The organism is Pedobacter sp. SYSU D00535 (assembly GCF_017355855.1).
Classification (GTDB): Bacteria; Bacteroidota; Bacteroidia; order Sphingobacteriales; family Sphingobacteriaceae; genus Desertivirga.
This window is the reverse complement of sequence record NZ_JAFEWD010000016.1, coordinates 1-26,909: the sequence shown is the minus strand read 5'-3', so window position 1 is coordinate 26,909 and position 26,909 is coordinate 1. Positions and strand designations below refer to the sequence as shown.

Here is a 26,909-nt window from a genome sequence, read left to right as displayed (position 1 = left end):
ATTTTCTTACTACCTTTTGTGACCCGCTATAATTCCTAGCCGAGATCCGAACTTATTTAAAAAATAACCTTTTTATCCAAGAAATGCTTCGACTACTTCGCCTTCCTTTTAGCTTGTCTAACTCTTGATAATCCTCTATAAAAGCAGGAAAATGTTCTCTCAGTACCCTGTCACCCTCGAGTTTCATTTCATCGAAATTAGATGGATTACAGGTAAGGCCCCCGCAATCACAAACTGCTAAAAAATGGGGAATCCGTTTGTAAGATACATTATGGCGACAGAGCGCTAACATGAAAAACTTAGCGTCTGCGCTATACTTCAAACTTTCGTCGTACAAGCCGACGATGTCATGAACCCTCCTTCTTATAAAGGTGCTTTGATGGCTAATCGAGCCCGTCCTAAAAAGATTGAAATTAATCTTATCAGGGAATTTACTTTCAGCAAATATTTTTCCATCTGCCTCACGGTACACATCCCCGGTCAGAATATCTTCATTATACAAGTCCTCTCCGAACACCTTCTCCAACGCATCACTCGAATACAAATAATCTCCAGAATTCAGCATATAGACATATTCTCCCCGTGCCTTCAATAAGCCCTTATTCATAGCATTGAAGACTCCGTTGTCAGGCTCACTTACCCAATAGCTAAGCAAACTTTCTTTAGATCTAATAAGAGTTACACTTTCGTCGGTTGATCCACCATCAATTACAATGTATTCATAATCCTTAAAAGTTTGTTTGAACACCGAGTCAAAGGTCTTTTTTAACCCGTCTGCATCATTGTAATTAATGGTTATTATAGAAAGCTTCATACTTGTTTACTTTTTAGAATTGAATATAACCCATATAAAAAAACCATGATAAAATGGCCCGATACTGCCAAGATATTATAGTATAGCACCCCGGTCAAAGTTGACAAGTCAAACACAATTGCACCAAAAGCCAAGGTTACGATATTCATTGCTACCATATAGGTGGAATTCAACACCCATCCTCTGCTTTGAATTAAGCCTGAACCAATAACGGCTAAAAGACCAATACAGCTTACCAGGACATTTAATACAAGTTCAAATCCTAGATTCTTATATTCATCGCCTAAAATCCAAAGAATTTCTTGAGGAAACAATGATGTAATCAGCAGCAAAAAGGCCGAAAGAAGACCAACTGCTAGGAGAATAGCCAAAAACAGTTTCAATAACTTATTCTTATTATCCTCCATCCTAGAAAATCGGGGTACGATCAAGGTATTGGCCATTACTGAAACTAGAGTAAAGACGGCTGCAAGCCTGGACAATGCTCCTAACTCAGCGATGGTATTAACTTCACCAAAAAAAGAGATTACCCAAAGAGATATTTGTCCCGACAGTACATAGTAAATGCACATAGGAAGAGACTTTTTAACCACGGTTAGGATCTCCTGACGCACTTTGCTATTAGAGTCCGAATCCTCATGGAATTTACGCGCTATCTTCCTAAGTTTAATATTTCCGTAAATTCTGGGAATTCCAGCGGCAAGAATCGCGACAAAGGTCCAGGGAAATATAAACAATAGCAAAGCAGAAAGAAACAATCTTCCTATGCCTACTTCTACCTGGTTCCGCTGTAGTGGTACGATTTCCTGATGAAGCTTAGGAACTATTTCCAATAAGGAATCAGAAAGGGCTGCAAAAAATGCGGGGATTAAAGAGACTACTATTAAAATAGTTGTAAGCCATGACGCATGATGATGTCGAAGTAGGTAGACTAAGATCGGCAATGCTATTGCAAAACTGGCAATGGCAAACTTTCTTCGCAGCTCTAGCCCAGTGGCAAGGACGGCGCCCAATTTTTTCCGATCGTTCCAAACCTTGCCGCCTTGAGACATCACTCCTGTTGATATTCCACCATCCGCTAATACCGTCATTGTCCCTAGCATTGTATTTGCCAAGGTATAAAGCGCATATTCTTCAGTTGGAAGAAGGCGAATGATTAAGATTCCGCTTACTAAACCGACAGCTTGAACCAAACCTTGGGCAAAGCCAGTTATAGTGAGAAGCTTTAGCCATTCTCTAAACCTGCTATCCTGTGAAGTTTTTATAATATTGGCTGCCCCTGTCCGCATGATCGCTGTTCTCTTCTACCGCAATAAAAAATGTCTTAACTCGTCGTTTTTAGTATTCCCTAGCTATTGGTGCCGAGGCTTCCTGCAATCCTTTTAAGTCACTTCTCCTTCGAAATAAAAACCAATCCCAACTTATTGTCAAAATACGCTTCCAGTCTGAAGTATATTTTAACAGGAGGGAGAGTACTTTTTTTATTGAAAATGAATTTTCGGCAATGAAGTCCTCAAATACCGTCGCTGGAACACCCTGTCCAACTAGTCTCATAATAACTTCTGGATAGTCAACCCAGTAAACTAATTTTTTATATTTATCACTCCACGAGTCGGAATCACACCGATGTTGGACTGCATAGAATCTCCAATAAGCTACTTGTCCGTGGCTTGCTGCCCTTCCCGAAAGGTACAATGGTAACATCAGATTCTTACTGCCAATCTCTGAACTTGAAACGGTAGCTTTCGCGGTATCCACTCGTATCCAGAAGGCAGAAATCCAAAAGGGCATCAAACTGTTAGTGTCTCTTACCTGTTTGTACAATGACAAAGTTCCAATAGTGTCATCGTGTATCTTGTTACCTATATAAGAAGCCTCTTCTTCAATCACTTCGCAGTTGTCTTTTAATGGACGCGGATCGAGGAAGATCAAATTAAGTTCCGCTGACTCCAGATGTGAAAGCCGTTTGGTAGCACGAGCGAGTTCGGAGGGAACAATAGGGTCATCGTCTCCCAACATCCATAAAAAATCTCCCTCGGCTTCCGTTACACACTTTCTTAGATTACCAACCAATCCCAGATTGGAAGTATTTCTAACGTATCTATCTGCGGTCAAAAAAACAGGATGCTCCTTAATCCTGGACGTTTCATCAGTACTACAGTTGTCACACACAAGCAAAGAAAACTTCGCCCCAAATTCATTCCTCGCAATTTCCAAAAGGTCCAGTTGCTGTTTTAACTTGGAATATCTGTTATATGTGGGAATTGCAATTGTTAAATTCATATCGAAAACTCGAAGCCTAATCTTTTCTAAGCGAACACTTTATCCTATATAATTTCTTATAACTTGCGCCATGTAATCATAATGACTTTCATTAAGCCCCGGCCAAACTCCTAACCAAAACGACTGATTCATTATAATATCGGTATTGGTTAAGTCGCCCACAACCCTATGATTTATGTTTGCATAAGCAGGCTGACGAAGTAGGTTGCCTGCAAAAAGCAGACGCGTGCCTATCTTGTTAGCTTCCAAATGCTGCACTAACATGTGTCTGTCTGCCGCATCTCCTTCCCGCAAAGTCATCAGGAACCCGAACCAGGATGGATCAGAATTGGGAGTTGGTTCCGGAAGAATGAATATTTCCTCAAACTCCTTCATTCGCTCGTACAGGGCCCGGTAATTCTGTCTTCTCTTTTCAACGAAACGATCTACTTTTTTTAGTTGAGATACTCCGAGCGCCGCCTGCATATCAGTCACTTTCAGGTTGAAGCCAATGTGTGAGTAGGTGTACTTATGATCATATCCATAAGGAAGGGAGCCCAGTTGTTGCCCGAATCTGCACCCGCAGGTATTGTCCTTCCCGGGTTCACAGTAACAATCTCTACCCCAATCGCGGAAGCTTTCTGCGACCTTTGCCAATTCAGGATTGTTAATTAAAACAGCTCCACCTTCTCCCATCGTAATATGATGAGCAGGATAGAATGAGAAGGTTGAAATATCTCCGAAAGTACCGGTTTTTTTACCGTTATAAGTAGCCCCCAAGGAATCGCAGTCATCTTCCACCACCCAAAGATTATACTTTTTTGCCACCCGCATCACTTCATCCAAATCAAAGGGATTTCCCAGGGAATGCGCAATCATGATCGCTTTTGTTTTCGGAGATACAGCAGCCTCTATCATTTCCGGTTTTACATTGTGTGTTGCAATGTCCACATCAATGAATACTGGAATTGCTCCAAACTGAATGATCGGGTTTACTGTTGTTGGAAAACCGGCTGCAACGGTAATCACCTCATCGCCCGGCTTGATCGCTCTGTCTCCCAGCTTCGGGGAGGTTAGGGCATAAAACGCCACCAGATTCGCTGATGATCCTGAATTAACCAATAAAGATTTAGCAGCACCAAAATAAGAAGCAAAGGAGCTTTCAAACTCGTTGGCGAAGCGGCCGGCTGTTAGCCATCCATCGGCCACTGCTTCTAATGCCAACAGCAGGTCATCTTCCTCAATTATTTTACCGGTTACCGGAATATATGACTCTCCCGCAATTACCGGATTTGAAGTTTTTAATGAAATTTCTCTTCCATTAATTTGTATCATTTCTTATCGATTTTTCGTGTGTAATAATCTTTGTTAAGCCCTGAGTTAGGTTAAAAGTGGGCCTCCAGCCCAAAATCCTCAGCCTTTCGTTATCGGCTTTTGACTCGCTAAATTCGCCCGGACGAGTAGCCAGGGCACCAAAATTAAGAACGGAGGTTGATGTTGTCAGCTTCTTCGCAGTTTCGGTGAACTGCCGGATACTTACCGACTCACCTGTTCCTACTTCCAACTCCGTATAATCATCTAATACAGGTAGCTTCTCAAGTATAGTTCTATAGGCCGATACCACGTCCTTTACATAAATAAAATCTCTCCTTTGTAAACCATCGGTTAAATCGATAGCCGGTTCGTTTGCAAGAAGACGTCTCAGTATCTGCGTCACAAATTTCGAATCTCCATCACCTTCGCCGTATACATGCTCCAACTTAAAGTTGATACACTTTATCTTTCCCCTATACCCCTCCAATGCTTTCATGAAGAATTGCTTCGACTGCGTATACTGGTTCAGGTACTGATAAGTTCCGGAAGATTTGGTAAAAAAGGTGTCTGTGTTTATGAAAAATTGAAGTCCCCTTGATATCCCTGCTTCGATCAATTTCACCGGTAACACGAGGTTGGTCTCTAACACTTCTGACAGTAACCCTGATTTACCATAGGAGGTTGCAGTATGTATTATGCCCTGAATTTCAAAATCAAAAAATAGCTTTTCGAGCCCGCCCTCAAGATAATAAAGATGGCAATCTGGCAGTTGCGGTAACGCCCTTGTGTCTGAATTTTCTCTGACTAGCCCCACCACCTGGTAGCCTGCTTCACATAAGCCCCTCACCAGATGTTTCCCGACAAACCCGGAGGCTCCCGTAACCAATATCTTCCTTAATGGCTCCATGCTATACCTTTTTCATGGGCTTTAGCCACATATTCACCAATTTGTATCCTCCGGTGTTTCAAAACATCTCTGGTACTCAATTCGTCTTTGTATCCCGTATACGTAAACTGTACCGTCTCATCGAAATTTAATACAGGCCGCCATTGAAGGAAATTGACAGCTTTTGAAATATCCAGCTTTAGAAAAGTGGCTTCGTGAGGTTTATTTAGATTATTAGGAGTCGTATAGCCGCCTCTTTTATCTAATACAAGCAGTTTTTCAATAAGATCCTTTACCGAATAATTAGCCGTATCCTCGGGACCAAAGTTCCAACCGCCACTATATTTCTTCCCCTCCTGCAAAAGCTTCGCACCCAGATTCAAGTAGCCACTCAGTGGCTCCAACACATGTTGCCAGGGCCTGGTTGCATAAGGATTTCGAACCAGCAGCTTCTCATCCTTTCGATAAGCACGAAAGTAATCTGCAATAATTCTGTCCTTGGCCCAGTCGCCCCCTCCTATCACATTACCAGCTCTGGCGGATGCAATTGCAGCTGTCCCCTCCGCACTAAAATAGGAATGAAGGTACGAGGAGGTAATAAGTTCGGCACAGCCTTTACTGGCACTATAAGGATCTTTTCCCCCCATAGGGTCATTTTCTCTGTAGCCCCATACCCACTCTTTATTGTCGTAGCATTTGTCGCTTGTTACATTTATCGCTGCCTTTACCGAAGGTGTTGCGCGAACCGCTTCAAAAAAGTTGACAACACCCATCAGGTTCGATTCAAAGGTACCAACGGGATCGTCATAGGAAAGAAGTACGAGTGGTTGAGCAGCCAGGTGAAATGCAATATCTGGTTGCAGCTCCTGGAAATAGGCTCTCAATTTGTTGCCGTCCCTTACATCGCCCTCAAGATGATTGATCTCGGAAGCAAGTCCACAGGTGACAAAATTGTCCTCCGGACCAGAAGGTGCGAGCGCATAGCCATACACTTCGGCGCCTAACATCTTCAACCAAATAGCCATCCAGGACCCTTTGAATCCGGTATGGCCGGTTAATAGTACTTTCTTTCCTTTATAAATGTCCCAGAACTGCATCTATTGTCTTGTTCTAAAAATTACCAAATCTTCCATTGTGCCTTCCCTTTAGACCAATCCTCTTCCAGCTCATGTTTATCCCTCAAGGTATCCATAGGCTTCCAGAAACCTGTATGTTTGAAGGCAGTCATTTGCTTCTCCGCAGCTATTCGCTCCATCGGGTCTCTTTCCCAAATGGTACTATCCCCGTCAATGAAGTTAAAAACTGCAGGCTCGCACACAAAAAATCCTCCATTAATCCAGGCGCCGTCTCCTTTCGGCTTCTCTAGGAAGGAGTCTACCTGATTTTCTTCAGAAAGATTGAGCGCACCAAAACGCCCTGAAGGTTGGACAGCGGTCACCGTACAGTACTTCCCCTGTGATTTGTGGTATTCTACCAGGCCTTTTATATCGACATTGCTAACACCATCTCCATAGGTAAGCAGGAATGGCTCGTTGCCTATATGCGGCTTTATTCTTTTGATCCGGCCGCCCGTCATCGTTTCATTTCCCGTATCGACGAGCGTGATCGTCCAGGGCTCAGCTTGGGAATCATGCACCTTTACCGAGTTCGACTTAAGATCTATAGTTACATCGGATTTATGGAGGAAGTAGTTGGAAAAATACTCTTTGATATAATAGCCCTTATAGCCGAGACAAATAATAAAATCATTGAATCCGTGGGCCGAATAAATCTTCATGATATGCCATAACATAGGCATGCCGCCGATTTCAACCATTGGCTTCGGACGTAAAGAGGTTTCTTCTGACAGCCTGGTCCCCAATCCCCCGGCTAATAGTACTACTTTCATTTTCTGATATTTAAACTAAAATTTCTATATCATCACTGAGTGGATAGGAACAACATAATAGGTGTTCTCCCTCGGCGAGCCTGTCGGCTGGGTGCTCTTGACCTATTGTTCTTATTGAGCCGGTTTTTAAAATTCCTTTACATTGGCCGCAAGACCCGGTCTGACAGGAATAGGGTATCTCTAAGTCTGCATCCAGAGCTGCCTCGAGTATGCTTTTCCCCCGCTGAACCTTAAACTCCTTTTCTTCCTGAGCCAAGTTTACTCTAACCAACCGGTCTGTAATATCCCCGAGCTCCTCTTCATTAACAACGTGCTCAAAATCCTCAGAATGTATTTGATGTGGAGCCACCCCCGATTCTACCAGCCCGCTTTTTACCGTCTGCTTTAACTCAACCGGTCCGCATATATAGTGAATACTGCTTTCGAGGTGCTTTATACGTTGCACTATCCCCTTCACACTTTCACCAGATATTCGGCAATTCTGTATCCTATGAGAGCAATCGCCGAGTGTCTCCCTTGTCAGGAACTGATACCAGGTGAAACGCTCTGAATATTCTTTTTCGAGGCTATTTAAGGACGTATAGAAAATCGTATCCGCCTTTGTTTTATTACAGTAAGCCAAAGTGACATGAATGAGAGGATGAGAATGAAGAACGGATTTCAAAATAGAATAGAGTGGCGTAATCCCACTTCCGGCGCCCCACAACATTAGGTGCTTTATATTCAAGTTTTGGGGAACTACAAAATCACCTAGCGGCTCGATTACTTCAATTACATCGCCCACCACTACTGAGGTATGCAAGTAGGTAGAGACGATTCCCCCTGGTATTAATTTAACAGTCACTTCCAGCAAAGAATCAACACCGGGTGCAGAGGAGAAAGAATAGGGTCTGACGTGCTTTCTTCCGTTTATCCTAAATATCAGAGATAGATATTGTCCTGCCTTATATTTGACTTTCTTTAATCCCGGCTGCTTGAAAGAAATCGTAATCGTATCCGAGGTTTCTCTCCTGATCTCAACTACTTTTAATGTATAGGTAATCATTAATAGCTGCTAAATAACTAGAAGATTTCGTCCAGGTTGAAGAGCGAAAACTCTTAAGGTAAGGACGAAAACAACTAATACAAACCCTCCGGTCCGAAAGAAATTCCAAGTCCAAGCGTAAATACCGAATAGAAATCCTTGAACTTATTTCCTAAGTAAAGGGGATCCTGATAACCATCCAGATTATCTTTCATAGCAGTGTTGAATTGATAATTCAGTTGCACCTGGTATCTATTGAAGCCAAAGCGATCCTGGATCATGAATTTATAACCCAGGTTGACTGGCACATACATGCTCGATCCGTCTGATTCCCCAGGAAACGTGTACGGATTTCCATCGGGATTAGTCTTGGTACGTACGATAGATGTATGCTTATTCTTAATCATGCCGACACCTACACCCAGGTACAGATTTCTGATCGCATACAAAAAATTACTTGATTCAAAATCCACCACTTGTCCGAGGGTCAACTTCCCATTGATGTTATAAGCCAGGAAGGAATTGGTAAACTGGCGGAGGTGCACGTCCGGATTACTATCGAACTGCCCTTTTACCACTTCTACTCCAAGGGTAGAAAAAGGCGTGATGTTAAAATCGAGATTTACATTGCCGGCGTAGCTCGGTTTGGTGGCCATATCCCCATAAAAGCTTGTGCCCCCCACTCCTGCCGTCGCGCTGAACTTATAAAAGTTATACTGAGCAAATCCCAGCGTAGAGGTTATAGACAGAAGTACTAGTAGTAAAGTCTTTTTCATCGAGAAATGTGATTTTGAAATACAGAAGAGAAAATAATTATCTCTTTTATATTTATTTGCTAAAAATCATAAAAAAAAAACAATTACACAACAGAAAACGCAAATGACCGATCGCTTTACTTAAAATTTTCATAAAATTAATCGTAGCGTTCGTTCTGCCGGCTTCCTAAATACGAGGGATGATGGGAAAATGTTACGGTGGATAGTGGTTTGAGAAGTCATGTGGTAGCGGATAGATTCCCCGGAGTCATGACGGCAAGGCAAGTTGGAACTCCGGAACCGGCCTGCGTCGGGAGGACAAGGAAGTGGAGAAAGGGGGATTGAACGAGGGTAATTGCAGTAAGGATGCATCATTTGATAGAGGCCTCCTACCCTGCGGCACAAAGGCGTGGAAACTCAAGAGATCCTGAAATAAATTCAGGATGACGAAGGAAGCGGGGGCATCCAACAACTCCCGCGTTAGGATTAGCGGACAATTGAAGCTTAAGAGATCCTGAAATTAAACCTTGAAACAAGTTCAGCGCAAATTTCAGGAGGACGAAGGAAGAACTGGTGCAAGCACGAACTTGCTGAAAAGGCCTGAAGGTACGCTTTGAGGCTCACAATAGGCTGGACCTTCCGCCCCGGCTGTGCCAGGTAATTCTGCCTGCATTTCGTTAAGTGTTAGTCCTCCTGCATACTGGCTGGTAGAAACTTTATTGGTTTTTAGCGATTTAAACGCAACAAATGCTTCTATTCTGAAGCCCGGCCTATTAACCAGCGCCTCCGCCAGGCTAACCTCCGCCCTACCGTCCTGCCTGCATTGCAAACCAATACCTGTCATAAAGAGACCGGGGTCGGGGAAATGGACCATGTAAAGCACTGCGTCTCCACCCTCGGCCTCCCCCTGAATGCTGGTGTCCCAGGTGATCAGCAGCGTCGTAGAATCCTTCATCGATATATCCAGTTGGCCAGTTCCGGGTAAGTCGCCCCAGCTGAGGAGAAATTTGCTAAAATCGATCTCATAGCCGCCTTCGGTTTGGATCAGGGCGTTCTTTGCATTATAAGAATGGGCGGATTGCCTGCCGGTGGCCGGAGGTGCATACGATTCGAAGCCGATCATCAACAATTTATGCAGTGGACTCAACCAGTTCTGCATGAAAGTAAAAGAGGTGCGGGTTCCTTGTTGCTTTTCCGTAACTGGTTTCGTGGATTTCCTCGGCCGGCTCCTGAAATAAGGTATTCCCCGCCAGCTGCTCCCGATAACGTTGCCTATTTTACCTGTAATAGGCCCATAAACTCCTTTCGAATAACGTGCCATTGTGATAAGTAATTAAGTTAACGTAAAGATAATAAAGAATTTTTATAAAAGTAGTCGCCGGAACCGGAGTAGCAGCTGATCTTCCCCGCACTTCCTCCGCCGAAATATACTTTTCTGCGGAGCTGGTGCGGAGAAGGTGCGGACTAGCCCCCGGTTTGTCTCGTCCTGTCTCGTCCTATGTCTCGTCCTAAATAAGCTATACAGGTTAGGGGATTAATAGTAATTGAGCTATACAGGGCAATGTGCTAATTGTAGTTAAGCTATACAAGTGCTTCTTCATTTTTATAATTCCTTAATTGGTAGAGGCCTCTTCTGCAAGATACCTTGCTCAGTTATCTTCCAGCTAGCGGGTGCTTTTACTGAAGGAGAGCTGAACCAATCCTGAGCGAATACTGGAGAAACATCGCTATAAGGTCGCTATAAAGTCGCTGTAAGGTCGCTATAAGGTCAGTGTAAACTTTTGGGAAAAATAGAGGAAAGACGGTATTAGGAGATGCTTTGTTAAAAATACAATTAATCCGGAGGCAGTGACAAAAAAAAATGAAAAGCTGAATGTAAGTACTACCGCTGTTCTGGAGGATCCCTCCTACGGTCGGGATGACGCTCTGGATAAGAACGACAGATCGCTGATGTACCGGCTCATTGAAAGTAGCAGCTACTCTCCCACGCCGTCATGGTGAGGAACGAAGCTTAGGGACTGCGGGTGGGGTGACGTGACCATCCCCGGGGGTGAAAGTAGAATGCAAGCGTACTACCACTGTTCCGGGCCTTCCTACCAGCGAAGGTAACGTGGATGTGAAAACTCAAGAGATCCTGAAACAAGTTCAGGATGACGAAGAAAGAGGGGATGTACGGAAATCGGGCGGAATCTTGGCTGCGGCGTTAACTAGAACGACGGATGGCTGATGTACCGGCTCATTGAGAGTAGCAGCCACTCTCCCACCGACGTCATGGTGAGGAACGAAGGGTGGGGCTCGTGCCGACGTTAGGTAACCATCCCCGGGGGTGAAAGTAGAATGCAAGCGTACTACCACTGTTCCGGGAGATCCCTCCTAAGGTCGGGATGACGCTCTTGATTAGATTTGAGGAACCTTGATGAACCGTATATCGGCGGGATTGAAAACCACTTCCACCTGCGGCACCTTCCCGAAATTTACATTCGGGACAGGGTCGCCAGCGGAGGACAGTTTCGTCGCTTTCCACTTTAAAGGGAGTACAGGAGGCAGTAGAGTGACGCAAGAATCCTATCCTGCAAATGGCGAGCTGGATTAGGAGGTGGTGCTTTGATAAAACTCCCTTGAAAGTCTTAAAACAAGAAAGGCGACCGAAGCCGCCTTTCTTGTTTATGCCATTTCCGCTTCCGCGGCTTGTTCTTTCTTTAGGAAGTCCTGATAAGCGAGGTTGATTCCTTCTTCGAGTTCGATGGTGTGTTTCCAGCCGGTCGCGTGGAGTTTGCTTACGTCCATTAGCTTGCGGGGTGTACCGTCTGGTTTGGTCGTATCAAAATCAAGTTCTCCTTCAAAGCCGATGATCTTTTTCACCAGCAGTGCGAGGTCTTTGATGCTGATGTCCTCACCTGTTCCGACGTTCACCAGTCCGGCTTCGTTATAGTTCTCCATCAGGTAATAACAGGCTTCTGCCAGATCATCTGCAAACAAAAATTCCCGCTTCGGACTGCCTGTTCCCCAGATCACCACTTTATCCTTTCCCTGCACCTTGGCCTCGTGGAATTTCCGGATCAGCGCCGGTAACACGTGAGAGTTCTCCGGGTGGTAGTTATCGTTGTAACCGTAAAGGTTGGTCGGCATTACCGAGATATAGTTACAACCGTACTGATCCCGGTAAGCATCACACATCTTGATTCCGGCTATTTTAGCGATAGCGTACGGCTCATTGGTCGACTCTAGGGTGCCTGTCAGCAAGTATTCTTCCTTCAAAGGTTGAGGTGCCATTTTGGGATAAATACAGCTGGAACCCAGGAACATCAGTTTCTTCACTCCATTAAGATAAGCGTTGTGGATGATGTTGCTCTGGATCATCAGGTTATCGTAAAGAAACTCCGCACGATACGTATTGTTAGCAACAATACCTCCTACTTTTGCCGCAGCCAGAAATACATAATCCGGCTTTTCTTCGGCAAAGAAGCTGGCTACTGCTACCTGATCACGCAGGTCCAGTTCTTTGGAGCCGCGGGTAATGATATTGCTGTACCCTTCCCGCTCCAATTTTCTATAGATCGCTGAGCCTACCATGCCCCGGTGACCAGCAATGTATATTTTAGCGTTTTTTTCCATGACGGTTATTGAATATTTTTAAGGGTTTTGCCCTTTGTTTGTTTTAGATATTGACTGCTTGAGACCCTTCCCAGGGTCGTGATGACAAGAAAGTAACGACTTGCATTAAATCCCTTCTTTGTCGGGATGACAAGAAAGAAAAGCCTTGCAAGGATCGATTCTTCGGTCTTAAAGTCGTCCGATCGCAGGACTGAGCACTAGGCTAGCAGTCCCGGTTTTTCCTGCTCCAGGCGTTCGTAGATTTTCTTCACATCCTGAGATACGCTTTTCGGCAATACCAGCAGCGCATCTTCTGTGTTTACCAGGATAAGGTTCTCCACACCGAGGAACTCGACGTGCTTATCCATCCCGAGCACCATGTTATTATTAAAGAAATTTCCTTTCTCGTTTTCCTTCTCAAAATACTCCCAGATCGACTCGAAAGAACCGAGGTCAGACCAACCAAAAGAGGCGGGAACCACCTTGATCTTATCGGAGCGCTCCATCACCGCATAGTCTATACTCTGTGAAGGAATTTGCATCGTTTCTTCCGCAGGAAGTTCGGCTCCGTTTCGTTTCTCCCAGGCGCGTACCGCTGCTTCGTACAGGGCCGGCTCGTATTTCTTCAGTTCTTCCAGATACACGCCCGCCTGAAAGCAGAACATCCCGCTATTCCAAAGGAAAGCTCCGCTGGACACATACTCCTGGGCATCCTTGAAGGAAGGTTTCTCGCGGAAGCTCTTTACATTATTTCCTTCGAACTCGATATAGCCATAGCCTGTCTCTGCTTTCGTAGGCACCACGCCAAAAGTAACGAGGTAGCCCTGAGAAGCAAGGTCCGCAGCAGCTTCTACCGCTTTCCGGTATCCATCCGGATCGGCTATGACGTGATCTGATGGACATACCAGCATGAGCTCTTCCGGCTGGGCAGCAAAAGCAGCAAAAGCGATCGCCGCAGCGGTATTCCTGGGTGCCGCTTCCACAATTTCTGTATACGATTGAATGCCTGCAGCATCCAGACAGGCTTGTGAAAGCAAATAATTTTCCACGTTCCCTACTACCGTCACTTTCGAAGCTAGCCCGCTGTTTCGTTCAGCACAAAGCTGAAACAGCGACTTTTGATTAAATAACGGGATATATTGCTTGGGACGGGACTTTCTGGAGAGCGGCCACAAGCGGCTTCCCACACCTCCGGAGAGTATTACGTTGATCATCTGAGGGATAAGATTTCTTAAATAAACCAATACAAACGTACAAAAAAGCCGGAGATCCTGGGATAACCGGCTTTACGTTTCGTATTATTCAAACTGATTCAAGACGCGATAACCGGCGTCCAGCAAGATCTTTTCTCTGCGGAAGCTCTCCACATCCGCCTGCACCATGTCTTTTACGAGGGCGGGAAGATCGTATTTCGGTTTCCAGTTCAATTGGGTCATGGCCTTGGTCGGATCACCGATCAGGAGCTCCACCTCTGTCGGACGGAAGTAGCGAGGATCTACTTCGACTACCGTCGAACCGATCTCTACCTGATAATCCGGGTCAGCACAAGCTACTACAATACCTTTTTCATCCACACCCTCTCCTATAAATGCCAGTTCAATACCCAATTCAGCGAAGGACATTTTCACAAAGTCGCGTACCGTAGTGGTAATACCGGTAGCAATGACATAATCCTCTGGCTTTTCTTGTTGCAGGATGAGGTACATCGCCTCTACGTAATCTTTGGCGTGGCCCCAGTCGCGGCGTGCGTCCAGATTTCCCAGATACAATTTTTGCTGCAGGTTTAAGGCGATCTTCGCTGCTGCACGGGTGATCTTACGCGTTACAAACGTCTCTCCGCGAAGCGGACTCTCGTGATTGAACAAGATACCGTTGCAGGCATACATGCCATAGGCCTCGCGGTAGTTCACCGTGATCCAGTATCCATACAGTTTGGCTACAGCGTAGGGAGAACGGGGATAAAAGGGAGTAGTTTCCGATTGAGGCACCGCTTGCACCAAACCATACAGTTCAGAAGTGGAAGCTTGATATATTTTTGTTTTTTGTGTTAATCCTAAAATGCGAACCGCTTCTAAAATCCGAAGGGTTCCGATGCCGTCGGCATTTGCTGTGTATTCCGGTGTATCAAAGCTTACCTTTACATGAGACATAGCACCCAGGTTGTAAATCTCATCAGGTTGCACATCCTGAATGATGCGAATCAGATTGGTGGAGTCAGTTAAATCACCGTAATGCATGATAAAACGCACGTCTTCTTCATGAGGATCCTGATAGAGATGATCGATACGGTCGGTATTAAACAGGGAGCTTCTGCGTTTGATACCGTGAACTTCGTATCCTTTTTTTAATAAAAATTCGGCCAGGTAGGCGCCGTCTTGCCCTGTAATGCCGGTCAAAAGTGCTTTTTTCATGTGTAAAGGTTAATTCAAATTACAATATTATCACGTTTTCTTTCATTTCTTAACAAAAAGAAAAACAGATCGTTTGAATTTTTGAAAAAAATTTAATGCCTTTTTTTAGGATCGTCTTTTCGGTAACCCTTGAGCCCGCCTTTCGTAAAAAGTAGGTCTATGTATAGAAAATTTGGGAGAAGGTTTAAAGAACAGGTATGGCGTCAGCCACTTTACCGTTTTCTCCTTGTATTTTTAGGCCTCTTTTTCGTGCTCGATTACTGGCATTGGGCCTTCGAAGGTATCGTTACCCCCAGAAATTATTACAGTCCTTTTATCGACGATCATTTCAACTATTTAAGAGGCTTCACCCATATCCTCCTGGGAGCTACAAAAATGGTGATCAGCCTGATCGGCTATCCAAGTTTTGTCTATGGTGACTGGCTAAGGATTCCTGGTCAGGGTGGGGTGATAGTAGCATATCCCTGCCTTGGTTTTGGGGTGATGAACTTCTTTACGGCCTTTGTAGTGGCCTATCCGAAGCCATTAAAAGAGAAGATCCTGTTTTTTTTCTTTGGAATTGCCTTTATTCAACTGCTGAATATGGGTCGCTTTATTTACCTGTGTCTGTCCCAAGAAGACTCCTTTCTCGGCTTTACCAACCACCACGATGCCTTTAACTTCGTGATCTATCTTTGCCTGTTCTTTTTGATAGTGATCTGGGTAAACCTGGGCGGCAAAAAGCGGGCAATGCTTGCTGCGCAACACTAGGTTTCCTTATTTTTAGGTTTAGTAGAATGCTGCTCTTCCAGATTTCGCTGCTCTTCGAGATTTGCAATCTCGAAGCCATATCCCTGGATTTGTAATCCAGTCGCCCCCCCTCTCCGATTACGGGTCGGAAGGATCAATAGCGGCGTTTTCATTGCCGGTTCACAGAACCTACGATAGGAGCTTCGGAATTGCAAATTCCGAAGAGCAAGGATTAAAAAAGACGGCCCTTGTCCCTACGAATTTTAAAGGTTTTTCAACGCAATGGGCTCAAAAAAGATAAATAAATAAAAAACAGCGCTTTATAGATAAAACACAAACAAAATCCAGAAAACATTAGTTTTTTTTCTAAATTTGTCAACGTTTACTACAAATATCTCAATCCTATCAAAAACACATGAAAGACAAAGACACACTACAACGAAACAATATTTACAGCGAACTCATTCTGGGAGGGATCCTTCTCGCTTCAGCTGCTTACGCGTTCGTCACCCTGCTAAGCTAAAAGAGCAAGTTGCGACTACACCGGCTCATACACCCTTAATCCTCTTCATGAGGGACATAAGGATGTGTTAGCTCGTAAGCGATCCAGAGGTAGGCCAGTACAATTAAGATAATCACAATTTCTAAGAGCATATATCCTGAGCGTTTATTTATTACTAATAACGTAAAAAGAAATTGTGAAGTTATTAATGTGCAAATTTTTCAAAAATGTGCAAGGAAGCCTTGGACTCGCTTTTTATTTTCCTAATAAAACGAGCGATCCGTTTAGAGTTTCTCTAGCTTAAAATTCGTCCAAAGGGTTATTAGGACCTAACGAACTGACGAACGACGCTGAAATTCTTGTTTTTCGACTCTTTTATTCCCAAAAAGCTTAAGGCAGGCGAAGATTTGGTTCTACCTTAATAGTCGGATGACTGGAGTCGTCCGATCACTGACCCTGGTTAATCACCTTCCAAAGTTGGTCTTTGAGCTCCTGAATTCCCTGCTGCGCCACGGAGGAGATAAAAACATAAGGAATAGCAGGAAGGTCCTGTTTCATCTCTTCTTTCAACTCTTCATCCAAAAGATCTGATTTGCTTACGGCCAGGATACGTGGCTTGTGCATCAGCTCGGGATTGTAGTCTTCCAGCTCATTCAGTAAAATCTGATATTCTTCTTTTATACTTCGACTGGTATCGGCAGGTACTAGAAAGAGTAAGACAGAGTTCCGCTCGATATGTCGCAGAAAGCGGATACCCAGTCCTTTTCCTTTGGAGGCGCCCTCGATAATTCCCGGAATATCAGCCATTACAAAGGAGCGGTTATCCCGATAGGAAACAATACCCAGGTTAGGTACCAGCGTAGTGAACGGGTAATCTGCGATTTCCGGCTTGGCCGCCGATACTACGGATAGCAGTGTTGATTTCCCGGCATTCGGGAATCCGACCAAACCGACATCCGCCAGCACCTTTAACTCCAGGATCATCCACTCTTCCTTACCTGGCTCGCCGGGCTGTGCAAACCGGGGTGTCTGCTGGGTGGGCGATTTGAAGTGCCAGTTACCCAGCCCGCCCCTGCCGCCGGCAGTTAGCACCCTGGTTTCACCATCTTTAGTAATCTCAAACAGCACCTCCCCTGTCTCTGCATCTTTCGCAATCGTGCCGAGGGGCACTTCCAAAATTTCGTCGGTTCCGTTCCGTCCCGTCCGGAGAGCGCTTCCTCCGCTTTCGCCATTTTCGGCAATTACGTGCTTACGATATTTCAAGTGCAGCAAGGTCCAGATATGGGTACTTCCCTTTAATATGATATGACCTCCCCGCCCGCCATCGCCGCCGTCAGGTCCCCCTTTCGCGGTGTGCTTATCGCGATGTAAATGGGCAGAACCTGCACCTCCATGACCGGAGCGGCAGCAGATTTTGACATAATCAACGAAGTTGGATCCCTGAGACATAGTGCTGAAAATTGATCTGTTATTAAAATAAAGGGAGATGCTACGAGAACCTCCGTGCTTCCTTACTCCCCCTTTAATACAAAAATAGCGGATAGAAGGTTCACTTCGTATCCGCTCTATACTATATGAAATGTTACTAGAACTTATCTACTACGTTGCAGATCTCGGTAAAGATCTCGTCGATGCTACCAATACCATTAATACCTACGTATTTGCCCTGCGACTTGTAGTAATTGGCAACCGGAGCAGTTTTATTGTTATACTCTTCAATCCTTCTTCTGATGATTGCCGGATCGGCGTCATCAGGACGGCCTGAATCTTTCCCTCTTAGCAGCAAACGCTTCTCTAACTCCGCATCGTTCACGTTTAAAGCGATCATCCCGGAAATAGCAGTTTGCTTAGAAGCTAAAAGAATGTCGAGGGCCTCTGCCTGCGCAACAGTTCTCGGAAAACCATCAAAAATGAAACCTCTTGCATCCTTGTTGGCATCCAGCTTATTGCTGATCATACCGATCACTACTTCATCCGGAACAAGCACACCCTGATCCATCAGCTTTTTTGCTTCAAGGCCAAGTTCAGTGCCGTTTGCGATTTCATTTCGGAGAATATCTCCGGTGGAGAGGTGAACAAGCTGATACTTTTCAATAAGCTTTTGGGATTGAGTTCCCTTACCGGCTCCCGGAGGGCCAAACAAAACTAGATTGAGCATTAAGATTGTTTTTAAATTTGAAAGCCTTTCCGATTTGGACGAAAAGGCTTTCTATTTGGTTTGTGGACTTGAAGGGAGTCGAACCCCTAACCTTCTGATCCGTAGTCAGATGCTCTATCCAATTAAGCTACAAGTCCCTGTGTTAACGGACTGCAAAGATAGAAATCGTTTTTAAAGGATAAAATATTTTTTTGAAAAAAATGGTTTGGGTGCTGGTTTTGAGGAGGATAAAATTGGATTAGTCAAATCATTTAATAATGCAAGCTGCCTCGCTCATGCAGCAGTTCCGATTTTAGAAGCAACACTGGTATTTAGTAGTAACATTGATCCGGAGGGCCGGACCTCCCTCAGAGCCGGAAAAAGTTCAGACAGCAGCAGGCCTTGTGCAATGGCGAAGGGCATTGGCTGGTTTGCGGAGGGAGGGGAATGAGCATGGGGGCAAAGCAGACGTAAATCGATGAACTGCAAGACTCCGGAATTACAAATTCCGAAGAGCAAAAGTTGTTGTTTTTCCGCTCATGGCCGCGGAAGAGCCTAGTCCTTTTGTCTTGACACAAAAGGACCAAAAAGTCAAGCCTTCCCGAATGTTCCTTTGCCGCACAGGCCAGCCGCACAAATTTGCGCATCAGCTCGGGGCTGCGTCTGCTTGTCCCCTGAAGTCGCTCATGCCTTGGCTTCAGACAACCAGCCAAGGCCCCATCCCCATACACTAGCCAGCTGATGCGCAAATTTTTCCCGGAACTTACGGGACGGCGGTTCCATTGAACAACGGAACCGCAAGTTTTCAGCCAAGCTAACCGTACTACCCTTGATAAAGTGCACTAGGGTGAAAGGGACAATGGTATTAGTAGTAGCGTGGATCGGAGGCCCGGACTTCCCTCAGTGCCGGAACAAGTTCTGGCAGCAGCAGGCCTTGTGTGATGGAAGGGCATTAGCTGGTTTGCGGAGGGAGGGGAATGAGCATGGGGGCAAAGCAGACGCAGCCCTGAGCGGCGGCTGGCAGAACTGTGCGGTTGATTTGAGCCAAAAGGCACCTTGGGAAGTCCTTGATTTTTTCAGGATTTAATTTGATTTTTAATGGCCTGAAAGAGATCGCTTCGCTAAGTTTTGGGTACTTTTTTATCAAGAAAAAAGTACCTAGGCTGCCCGGCTATGAGGGCAAAGAAATTTAAGTTCCCTCCTATCATTGGGATGACAAAAAACACCGTTCGCAAGTCGTTCCTGCTAACTTTAATAGCGCTTCGCTAATTTTTATTTCTTTTCTTTTTGTCTTGACACAAAAAAGAAACAATGCCGAGCGAAGCGAGACCATGAACACCAATAACAATCAAATCAACTTGTGAATAAAACTCAAGCCTCCCCCAATGTTCCTTTGCTGCACAGGTCAGCCGCACAAATTTGCGCATCAGCTCCGGGCTGCGTCTGCTTGTCCCTGAAGTCGCTCATGCCTTGGCCTCAGACAACCGGCCAAGGCCCCATCCCAATACACTAGCCAGCTGATGCGCAAATTTTTCCCGGAACTTACGGGCAGGCGATTCCATTGATCAACGGAACTGCAAGTTTTCAACCAAGCTAACCGGTACTACCCTTGATAAAATGCACCAGGGTGAAAGGGACAATGGTATTAGTAGTAGCGTGGATCGGAGCGCCGGACTTCCCTCAGTGCCGGATAAAGTTCCCGGATCAGCAGGGCTTGAGCCAGGGAAGAGGGCATTGGCTGGTTGGCTGAAGCGTTGAACTTGTGTGACTGGGGCCAAGCAGGCGCAGCCCTCGTGCGCTGATGCAGGAACTGTGCGGTTGTCTTGAGCGAAAAGGCACCTTGGGAAGTCCTTGAACTTTGGGTCCTTTTCTTTCAAGAGAAAAGGACTAGGCCTGCCCGGCTATGAGGGCAAAAAAAACTTCAGTTCCCTCCTACCGCCAGGATGACAAGAAAAACTCGTCGTTAGTGGTTCCTGCGACCGTGCAAACAATAAAACAGCAGGTTTCGGATTACAAATCCTGCGGTAGGAACTTCGGAATTGCAAATTCCGAAGAGCGAGGATCGTTGTATTTCCGCTCATGGCCGCGGAAGGGCCTAGTCCTTTTGTCTTGACACAAAAAGAAACAATGCCGAGCGAAGCGAGACCATGAACACCATTAAAAAACAAATAAACCTGTGAATAAACTCAATCCTTCCCGAATGTTCCTTTGCCGCACGAGTCAACCGCACAAATTTGCGCATCAGCTAGGGGCTGCGTCTGCTTGTCCCCTGAAGTCGCTCATGCCTTGGCTTCAGACAACCAGCCAGGGCCCATCCCCATACACAGGCCAGCCGATGCGCAAATTTTTCCGGAACTTACGGGACGGCGGTCCCCTGAACAACGGAACTACAAGTTTTCAACCAAGCTAACCGGTAGTGCCCTTGATAAAAGGTACTAGGGTTAAAGCGACATGATTTTAGTAGTAACGTTGATCCGGAGGGCCGGACTTCCCTCAGTGCCGGATAAAGTTCTGGCAGCAGCAAGCCTTGTGTGATGAAAAAGGGCATTGGCTGGTTGCGAAGCGATGGATATGAGCTAGAGGGCAAAGCAGCCCAGCCCTGAGCGCTGCTGGCAGAATTGTGCGGATGATTTGAGCCAAAAGGCACCTTGGGAAGTCCTTGACTTTTGCCCAACTTTTTGTCAAGAAAAAGTTGGAGAAGAAACTAGGAAGCATTTTTGGGTACTTTGAGAAGTCCTTTAGAGACCGCTTCGCTAAAAAATGTTTCTTTTCTTTTTGTCTTGACACAAAAAGAAAAAAAACCCAAGCCTTCCCGAATGTTCCTTTGCCGCACAGGTCAGCCGCACAAATTTGCGCATCAGCTCGGGGCTGCGTCTGCTTGTCCCCTGAAGTCGCTCATGCCTTGGCTTCAGACAACCAGCCAAGGCCCCATCCCCATACACAGGCCAGCCGATGCGCAAATTTTTCCGGAACTTACGGGACGGCGGTCCCCTGAACAACGGAACTACAAGTTTTCAACCAAGCTAACCGGTAGTGCACTTGATAAAAGGTACTAGGGTTAAAGCGACATGATTTTAGTAGTAACGTTGATCCGGAGGGCCGGACTTCCCTCAGTGCCGGATAAAGTTCTGGCAGCAGCAAGCCTTGTGTGATGGAAAAGGGCATTGGCTGGTTGCGAAGCGATGGATATGAGCTAGAGGGCGAAGCAGGCGCAGCCCTGAGCGCTGCTGACAGAACTGTGCGGATGATTTGAGCCAAAAGGCACCTTGGGAAGTCCTTGAGTTTTTCAGGGTTAATTTTATTTTTAATGGCCTGAAAGAGATCGCTTCGCTAAGTTTTGCCCAACTTTTTGTCAAGAAAAAGTTGGAAGAAAATAGCAGCAGCACTAGGCCTGCCCGGCTATGAGGGAACTCCCCCGGTCTTGCTCTCTTTTAGTGGTCGGATGACTTGGAGTCGTCCGATCACTTACGACTGCTTACCCTTACCCGGATTTGGCTTCGCTATTGCGTCGCGCATTTCGGTGTCGGACTTCAGGTTTTGCATGCGGTAGTAATCCATCACACCCAAATTCCCGGAACGGAATGCTTCAGCCATGGCAAGTGGTACTTGCGCTTCTGCTTCGATTACTTTTGCACGTGCTTCCTGGGCCTTGGAGCGCATTTCCTGCTCTGAGGCTACTGCCATAGCGCGGCGTTCTTCGGCTCTGGCGTTTGCCACCTTCAAATCGGCCTCTGCCTGATCTGTTTGCAATTTGGCACCAATATTATCACCGATATCGATATCCGCAATATCAATGGAGAGGATCTCAAACGCCGTTCCACTGTCTAATCCTTTTTCCAATACCACTTTGGATATCCGGTCGGGATTTTCCAATACTTCTTTATGGTTGATTGCTGAACCAATGGTGGTTACAATCCCCTCACCTACCCGGGCCAGAATCGTTTCTTCTCCGGCACCACCCACTAGTTGATTGATGTTTGCTCTTACTGTTACCCGGGCTTTCGCGATCAGCTGGATACCATCCTTTGCTACTGCTGCCACCGGAGGGGTATTGATGACCCTTGGATTTACGGATAATTGAACAGCGTCAAATACATCACGACCCGCCAGGTCAATCGCGGTAGCTAGTCTAAAATCGAGCGGGATATTGGCTTTGTCTGCCGAGATAAGCGCTTTGATCACGTTATTCACGTTACCTCCTGCCAGGTAATGGGTTTCGATATCATTCGAGGTAAGATTAAGTCCCGCCTTGGTGGAGGTGATCATTGCATTGGCCACTAAAGAAGGCGGCACTTTCCGCAGCCGCATCAGGAACAGGTTCAACAGACTAATCCGCACTCCGGAAAGCTGGGCCGTAAACCAAAGGTTAATCGGTAGGATATACAGAAAAAGAAATAAAGCTACTATTGCCCCAACTACTGTAAGCAATAAAGAAACGCCATTGTCCATTTTTAGGTTGTTTAATTAGAATCTAAATGATTAAGGTAAAGAACAGCAATCCGTTCCCTATCTTCTCAAATATCAACTAATTAAATTCTAATCCAAAATATTCTACAAGTATCCTCCCTCCTTCAACTGCTGATCCAACAGGGCGAGCCCCTCCTGAAACGAATGAGGTTGATAATGGATATCACGAATAGCTTTATTGAGTACAAATCCTGTTTTAAGCGGTCTTTTAGCTTCCTGATTCAATGTTCCGGAGGAGACAGACGTAATAAGCGACTTGTCGAGCTTCCAGAAATCGGCCACCTGAAGGGCGATCTCTAAAACGGATAACATATCCTTTCCGGATATATGATAGATGCCAGTTGCTTCCTGCTCGGCGATTGCCAAACAAGCCGCTGCCAGATCCTCGGCCAGGGTGGGCATCCGGAACTGGTCATCTACTACTTGTATTTGTTTTCCCGCTTCCAACGACTGTTTCACCCAGAGAACAATATTAGAGCGGCTCATCTGCGCGGTGATGCCATAAACCAGGATAGTGCGCACAATAGTATAACGACAGCCCGAGTCCTGCACCAAGCGCTCGGCGGCCAGTTTGCTTTCTCCGTAAAAGCTCAATGGGTTGGGCTGGTCCTCTTCCCTATAAGGCCCCTCCTCACCATCAAAAACGAAATCCGTAGAGAGATGAATCAAATGAATAGCGTATTCTCGGCAAAGTGCGGCAAGATGACTCACCGACTCGACATTAATTTTCCAGCATAAATCCCGCTCTTTATGACAGCTATCTACATTGGTGATGGCGGCGGTATTGATAATGACATCAGGTCGATGGGTAGTGATGGCAGTTTCGAGCCTGCTTTTGTCTGAGAGATCCAGATCAACATAGATATATCCCCTTGCTACAGGATGACGATTCGGACCTTTAGAGGAGGCGATCAGGGAGATTTCTGATCGGGTTAAGAGAAGATCGGTTAGCTTTTGTCCGAGCAGACCATTACTGCCGGTTACCAGGATGCGTTTCATATTTCAAATATGAACAAAGGGCGGCAAAGCAAAAAGGGCGAACACCTGGTTCGCCCTTTTCTATTTTCGGTTGCCCGGACTAGACCTCCCGGCTGCTTCCATTTCTGGTGATGGCAATAATGATAATGATAAACAATGCCACCCCTACTACCCAAACCCATGGTTGAGCGTACCAGCCGCCACCTCCACCAGTGTCGGCGTTTATATTTACGTCCACTTGCTCAGGAACGGAGGATTGTGCGAAAGCAGTTGAACCGAAAAGAATGCTTAAGGTGATTACAAAGGCAGAAACCCATACATCCACCTTTGCTAATTTTTTAATACTGTTTTTCATGGTTAAAAATTTTAGTTGATACTAAGTGTGTTAACTTAAATGCAATATGTGTGCCACTAAGAAGATTGACGCACTCCGCGTTCCGATCCGAAGGGCTGATCCTGACGACCTCCGCCACGAGCGAAGAATGCCACCACGAGGATTAACACCGCGGCTACGATAGACCAGATCCAGGGCTGCACATACCAGGCACTGGTATTAGGCACTCCGTTAGGGTCTACTTCCCAGTTGTGCAAATAAGTATTGGCCTGCTCGGCATGAGTGGTTCGCTCAGGAAATTCGTTCTGCCCATACGAAACAAGGGATATAGACAGGAGCATCAGGATCACTGTCATCTTCGCTCCAAATTGTACTATTTTATTAATTGAAGTTTTCATAAGTATTGAGATTATTACTGGGATATATAAGCCATTTCTGGGCCAGTTTTTCGCAAAAGAGCAGGCTTTCAAAAATTAATTAAAATCTTTTTTAACAGGCATTTGAATTTATTGGATAAAACGTATTTTTGCGAACCAAAAAAATAGCATAAATAAATATGCTTATTTAATTGAATTACAATTCTTCACCAAAATTCATATGCCAAACATTGGAAAAATAGCGCAGATCATCGGACCCGTAGTTGACGTAAGCTTCGCAGACGATGCTAAGCTGCCTCAGATTTTTGACGCATTAGAGATCACTAAGGCTGGCGGACAAAAGATCGTCCTTGAGGTGCAGCAGCACCTTGGAGAAGACCGTGTTCGTGCCATCGCGATGGACTCAACTGACGGTCTAGTACGTGGTATGCCTGTTGTAGATACAGGTGCACCTATTAAAATGCCTATTGGCGAAGGTATCAAAGGACGTGTATTCAACGTTGTTGGAGATGCTATCGACGGTATCGCTGACCTTGACAAAGCGAACGGTCGTCCTATCCACGCCCAGCCACCAAGATTTGAAGATTTATCAACAGAAACTGAAGTACTTTTCACTGGTATCAAAGTAATCGATCTTTTAGAGCCTTATGCAAAAGGTGGTAAAATTGGATTGTTCGGTGGTGCGGGTGTAGGTAAAACAGTACTTATTCAGGAGCTGATCAACAATATCGCGAAAGCGTATTCAGGACTTTCAGTATTTGCCGGCGTGGGTGAGCGTACCCGTGAAGGTAATGACCTTCTTCGTGAGATGCTTGAATCAGGCATCATTAAATATGGTGAGGAGTTTATGCACGGAATGGAGAAAGGTGAATGGAACCTGGATAAGATCAACGCTGAAGATCTGAAAGATTCAAAAGCGACCTTCGTATTTGGTCAGATGAATGAGCCTCCAGGTGCCCGTGCACGTGTAGCATTATCAGGTCTTACAATCGCTGAGTACTTCCGTGATGGTGATGGTCAGGGACAAGGACGTGATATCCTTTTCTTCATCGACAATATCTTCCGTTTTACTCAGGCAGGTTCAGAGGTATCAGCACTTTTAGGACGTATGCCATCAGCGGTAGGTTACCAACCAACACTTGCAACAGAGATGGGTTTGATGCAAGAGCGTATCACTTCAACTAAACGTGGTTCCATCACATCTGTACAGGCGGTATATGTACCTGCGGATGACTTGACTGACCCTGCTCCGGCTACTACCTTCGCTCACTTAGATGCAACAACTGTACTTTCACGTAAAATCGCTGAGTTAGGTATTTACCCTGCGGTGGATCCATTGGATTCTACTTCACGTATCCTTAGCCCAATGGTTTTAGGTAACGAGCATTACGATACAGCTCAACGTGTAAAAGAAATTCTTCAGCGCTACAAAGAGCTTCAGGATATCATCGCTATCTTAGGTATGGATGAGCTTTCTGAAGAAGATAAATTAACCGTTTCACGCGCTCGTCGTGTTCAACGTTTCTTATCGCAGCCTTTCCACGTAGCTGAACAGTTCACCGGATTAAAAGGTGTACTTGTTGACATCAAAGATACCATCAAAGGTTTCAACATGATCATGGATGGAGAAGTGGATGAATATCCTGAAGCTGCATTCAACCTTGTAGGTACTATTGAGGATGCTATTGAAAAAGGTAAGAAATTACTAGCTGAAGCAAACGCATAATATGACTTTAGAAATTTTAACACCAGATAAAAAAGTATACGAAGGAGAAGTTACTTCTGTAACCGTTCCTGGTGTACAGGGTTCTTTCGAAGTTTTGAACAACCACGCTCCTATCATTTCTACATTAGAAGATGGACAAGTGATCATCCGTAACGGAAAAGAAACCGAAAGCTTTCTGATCAAGGGTGGAGTGGTAGAAGTACTGGACAATAAAATCATGGTCCTTGCCGAAGGCGTAGAACTGTAATTTATACTGGTAAGAGAAATAGCCGGGTGAAGCAATTCATCCGGCTATTTTTTTTTTCGGGGATATAGTTGGGGGAGAGAGAACCCGGGACGAAAATTTTCCATTGACCTTTGCCCTGCGTGATCCCGTTTTTTTATTACTCAAGAGATGCTAAACTAAATTCAGCATGACGATCTGAAGTAGCGCTAGTGCTTTTTCAACTGTTTGCACCTAGTCATCATTTTCACACACGCTCTTCTAGATTTGCAATCTCGAAGCCGTATCTCTGGATTTACAATCCAGCTACGTTGCAACTTCCTACCAGTTCTTAGAACCTACGATAGGAACTTCGGAATTACAAATTCCGAAGAGCTCCTGGTGCTTTTTCAACTGTTTTCACCCAAGACCGTAAGCTGAAGTTGCTCATCTTCGCCTACCTCTCCTTTCATCGTCATCCTGAACTGGTTTCAGGATCCCTTGAACTA

At 45.4% G+C, this 26,909-nt stretch carries 28 protein-coding genes and 1 tRNA gene; 8 read left to right on the top strand and 21 right to left on the bottom strand.

Features of this window, described 5'->3' with window-relative positions:
* Window positions 1–52: 52 nt before the first annotated feature.
* The 10 genes from J4N23_RS19970 to J4N23_RS19925 all read right to left on the bottom strand — a co-directional run bounded on the left by J4N23_RS19970 (window position 53) and on the right by J4N23_RS19925 (window position 10,264).
* Window positions 53–814 carry a glycosyltransferase family 2 protein gene (locus J4N23_RS19970; RefSeq protein WP_207429616.1) on the bottom strand — a complete coding sequence of 254 codons (762 nt, stop codon included), beginning with the start codon at window positions 812–814 and terminating at the stop codon, window positions 53–55.
* Window positions 811–2,103, bottom strand: a complete 1,293-nt coding sequence (locus tag J4N23_RS19965; RefSeq protein ID WP_207429615.1) for a polysaccharide biosynthesis protein — start codon at window positions 2,101–2,103, stop codon at window positions 811–813. The genes J4N23_RS19970 and J4N23_RS19965 overlap by 4 nt, the downstream gene beginning before the upstream one ends.
* 49 nt (window positions 2,104–2,152) lie before the next feature.
* Window positions 2,153–3,097: a glycosyltransferase family 2 protein gene (locus tag J4N23_RS19960; RefSeq protein ID WP_207429614.1), complete on the bottom strand. Its 945-nt coding sequence runs from the start codon at window positions 3,095–3,097 to the stop codon at window positions 2,153–2,155.
* Window positions 3,098–3,136: 39 nt separating this feature from the next.
* Window positions 3,137–4,411 carry a lipopolysaccharide biosynthesis protein RfbH gene (rfbH, locus tag J4N23_RS19955; protein WP_207429613.1) on the bottom strand — a complete coding sequence of 425 codons (1,275 nt, stop codon included), beginning with the start codon at window positions 4,409–4,411 and terminating at the stop codon, window positions 3,137–3,139.
* The gene (locus J4N23_RS19950; protein WP_207429612.1) at window positions 4,398–5,297 is read right to left on the bottom strand and encodes an NAD(P)-dependent oxidoreductase; all 900 of its coding nucleotides are present in this window, start codon (window positions 5,295–5,297) and stop codon (window positions 4,398–4,400) included. The genes rfbH and J4N23_RS19950 overlap by 14 nt, the downstream gene beginning before the upstream one ends.
* Window positions 5,285–6,373 carry a CDP-glucose 4,6-dehydratase gene (gene rfbG / locus J4N23_RS19945; protein ID WP_207429611.1) on the bottom strand — a complete coding sequence of 363 codons (1,089 nt, stop codon included), beginning with the start codon at window positions 6,371–6,373 and terminating at the stop codon, window positions 5,285–5,287. The genes J4N23_RS19950 and rfbG overlap by 13 nt, the downstream gene beginning before the upstream one ends.
* Window positions 6,374–6,393: 20 nt before the next feature.
* On the bottom strand, window positions 6,394–7,164 hold the full coding sequence (rfbF, locus tag J4N23_RS19940) for a glucose-1-phosphate cytidylyltransferase (RefSeq protein WP_207429610.1): 771 nt from the start codon (window positions 7,162–7,164) through the stop codon (window positions 6,394–6,396).
* Window positions 7,165–7,174: 10 nt separating this feature from the next.
* Window positions 7,175–8,209, bottom strand: a complete 1,035-nt coding sequence (locus J4N23_RS19935) for a ferredoxin--NADP reductase (RefSeq protein WP_207429609.1) — start codon at window positions 8,207–8,209, stop codon at window positions 7,175–7,177.
* Between the two features lie 74 nt (window positions 8,210–8,283).
* Window positions 8,284–8,964, bottom strand: coding sequence for a hypothetical protein (locus tag J4N23_RS19930; RefSeq protein ID WP_207429608.1), 681 nt, complete (start codon window positions 8,962–8,964; stop codon window positions 8,284–8,286).
* A 529-nt stretch (window positions 8,965–9,493) separates the two neighbouring features.
* A complete protein-coding gene (locus J4N23_RS19925; protein WP_207429607.1) occupies window positions 9,494–10,264 on the bottom strand; it encodes a DUF6266 family protein in 771 nt (256 codons plus the stop codon).
* A 527-nt stretch (window positions 10,265–10,791) separates the two neighbouring features.
* Here J4N23_RS19925 and J4N23_RS19920 point away from each other — a divergent pair.
* The 3 genes from J4N23_RS19920 to J4N23_RS19910 all read left to right on the top strand — a co-directional run bounded on the left by J4N23_RS19920 (window position 10,792) and on the right by J4N23_RS19910 (window position 11,536).
* Entirely contained in the window at window positions 10,792–10,944 is a 153-nt protein-coding gene (locus tag J4N23_RS19920; RefSeq protein WP_207429606.1) for a hypothetical protein, read from the top strand.
* 49 nt (window positions 10,945–10,993) lie between these two features.
* Window positions 10,994–11,170 (top strand): hypothetical protein, encoded by a 177-nt coding sequence (locus J4N23_RS19915; protein ID WP_207429605.1) that lies wholly within the window; start codon window positions 10,994–10,996, stop codon window positions 11,168–11,170.
* Between the two features lie 189 nt (window positions 11,171–11,359).
* A complete protein-coding gene (locus tag J4N23_RS19910) occupies window positions 11,360–11,536 on the top strand; it encodes a hypothetical protein (RefSeq protein WP_207429604.1) in 177 nt (58 codons plus the stop codon).
* 71 nt (window positions 11,537–11,607) lie between these two features.
* Here J4N23_RS19910 and J4N23_RS19905 read toward each other — a convergent pair whose 3' ends face one another.
* From J4N23_RS19905 to gmd, 3 genes are all read right to left on the bottom strand, one after another.
* Entirely contained in the window at window positions 11,608–12,558 is a 951-nt protein-coding gene (locus J4N23_RS19905) for a GDP-L-fucose synthase (RefSeq protein ID WP_207429603.1), read from the bottom strand.
* A gap of 197 nt (window positions 12,559–12,755) precedes the next feature.
* The gene (locus J4N23_RS19900) at window positions 12,756–13,751 is read right to left on the bottom strand and encodes a mannose-1-phosphate guanylyltransferase (RefSeq protein ID WP_242689304.1); all 996 of its coding nucleotides are present in this window, start codon (window positions 13,749–13,751) and stop codon (window positions 12,756–12,758) included.
* A gap of 84 nt (window positions 13,752–13,835) precedes the next feature.
* Entirely contained in the window at window positions 13,836–14,948 is a 1,113-nt protein-coding gene (gene gmd, locus J4N23_RS19895; RefSeq protein WP_207429602.1) for a GDP-mannose 4,6-dehydratase, read from the bottom strand.
* 159 nt (window positions 14,949–15,107) lie between these two features.
* On the opposite strand from gmd, the gene J4N23_RS19890 reads away from it, so the two are divergent.
* Window positions 15,108–15,698 carry an archaeosortase/exosortase family protein gene (locus J4N23_RS19890; protein WP_207429601.1) on the top strand — a complete coding sequence of 197 codons (591 nt, stop codon included), beginning with the start codon at window positions 15,108–15,110 and terminating at the stop codon, window positions 15,696–15,698.
* Here the strand turns inward: J4N23_RS19890 and J4N23_RS19885 are convergent.
* From J4N23_RS19885 to J4N23_RS19870, 4 genes are all read right to left on the bottom strand, one after another.
* Window positions 15,695–15,850, bottom strand: a complete 156-nt coding sequence (locus J4N23_RS19885; RefSeq protein ID WP_207429600.1) for a hypothetical protein — start codon at window positions 15,848–15,850, stop codon at window positions 15,695–15,697. The genes J4N23_RS19890 and J4N23_RS19885 overlap by 4 nt on opposite strands.
* A gap of 776 nt (window positions 15,851–16,626) precedes the next feature.
* Window positions 16,627–17,628, bottom strand: a complete 1,002-nt coding sequence (gene obgE / locus J4N23_RS19880; protein ID WP_207429599.1) for a GTPase ObgE — start codon at window positions 17,626–17,628, stop codon at window positions 16,627–16,629.
* Window positions 17,629–17,764: 136 nt separating this feature from the next.
* The gene (locus tag J4N23_RS19875) at window positions 17,765–18,337 is read right to left on the bottom strand and encodes an adenylate kinase (RefSeq protein WP_207429598.1); all 573 of its coding nucleotides are present in this window, start codon (window positions 18,335–18,337) and stop codon (window positions 17,765–17,767) included.
* A gap of 63 nt (window positions 18,338–18,400) precedes the next feature.
* Window positions 18,401–18,474: transfer RNA gene (locus J4N23_RS19870), tRNA-Arg, on the bottom strand.
* A 68-nt stretch (window positions 18,475–18,542) separates the two neighbouring features.
* Here J4N23_RS19870 and J4N23_RS19865 point away from each other — a divergent pair.
* Both J4N23_RS19865 and J4N23_RS19860 read left to right on the top strand, forming a co-directional pair.
* Entirely contained in the window at window positions 18,543–18,767 is a 225-nt protein-coding gene (locus J4N23_RS19865) for a hypothetical protein (RefSeq protein WP_207429597.1), read from the top strand.
* A gap of 408 nt (window positions 18,768–19,175) precedes the next feature.
* Entirely contained in the window at window positions 19,176–19,403 is a 228-nt protein-coding gene (locus J4N23_RS19860; RefSeq protein ID WP_207429596.1) for a hypothetical protein, read from the top strand.
* A gap of 2,378 nt (window positions 19,404–21,781) precedes the next feature.
* On the opposite strand, the gene floA is transcribed toward J4N23_RS19860, so the two are convergent.
* The 4 genes from floA to J4N23_RS19840 all read right to left on the bottom strand — a co-directional run bounded on the left by floA (window position 21,782) and on the right by J4N23_RS19840 (window position 24,493).
* Entirely contained in the window at window positions 21,782–22,765 is a 984-nt protein-coding gene (gene floA, locus J4N23_RS19855) for a flotillin-like protein FloA (RefSeq protein WP_207429595.1), read from the bottom strand.
* A gap of 102 nt (window positions 22,766–22,867) precedes the next feature.
* The gene (gene rfbD / locus J4N23_RS19850; protein WP_207429594.1) at window positions 22,868–23,782 is read right to left on the bottom strand and encodes a dTDP-4-dehydrorhamnose reductase; all 915 of its coding nucleotides are present in this window, start codon (window positions 23,780–23,782) and stop codon (window positions 22,868–22,870) included.
* A 79-nt stretch (window positions 23,783–23,861) separates the two neighbouring features.
* Window positions 23,862–24,116 (bottom strand): hypothetical protein, encoded by a 255-nt coding sequence (locus tag J4N23_RS19845; RefSeq protein ID WP_207429593.1) that lies wholly within the window; start codon window positions 24,114–24,116, stop codon window positions 23,862–23,864.
* 56 nt (window positions 24,117–24,172) lie between these two features.
* Entirely contained in the window at window positions 24,173–24,493 is a 321-nt protein-coding gene (locus tag J4N23_RS19840; RefSeq protein ID WP_207429592.1) for a hypothetical protein, read from the bottom strand.
* Window positions 24,494–24,692: 199 nt separating this feature from the next.
* Here J4N23_RS19840 and atpD point away from each other — a divergent pair, with 199 nt between their 5' ends.
* The gene (atpD, locus tag J4N23_RS19835) at window positions 24,693–26,198 is read left to right on the top strand and encodes a F0F1 ATP synthase subunit beta (protein ID WP_207429591.1); all 1,506 of its coding nucleotides are present in this window, start codon (window positions 24,693–24,695) and stop codon (window positions 26,196–26,198) included.
* Between the two features lies 1 nt (window position 26,199).
* Complete coding sequence (gene atpC / locus J4N23_RS19830; RefSeq protein WP_207429590.1) at window positions 26,200–26,445, top strand: ATP synthase F1 subunit epsilon; 246 nt, start codon at window positions 26,200–26,202, stop codon at window positions 26,443–26,445.
* Window positions 26,446–26,909: the final 464 nt, after the last annotated feature.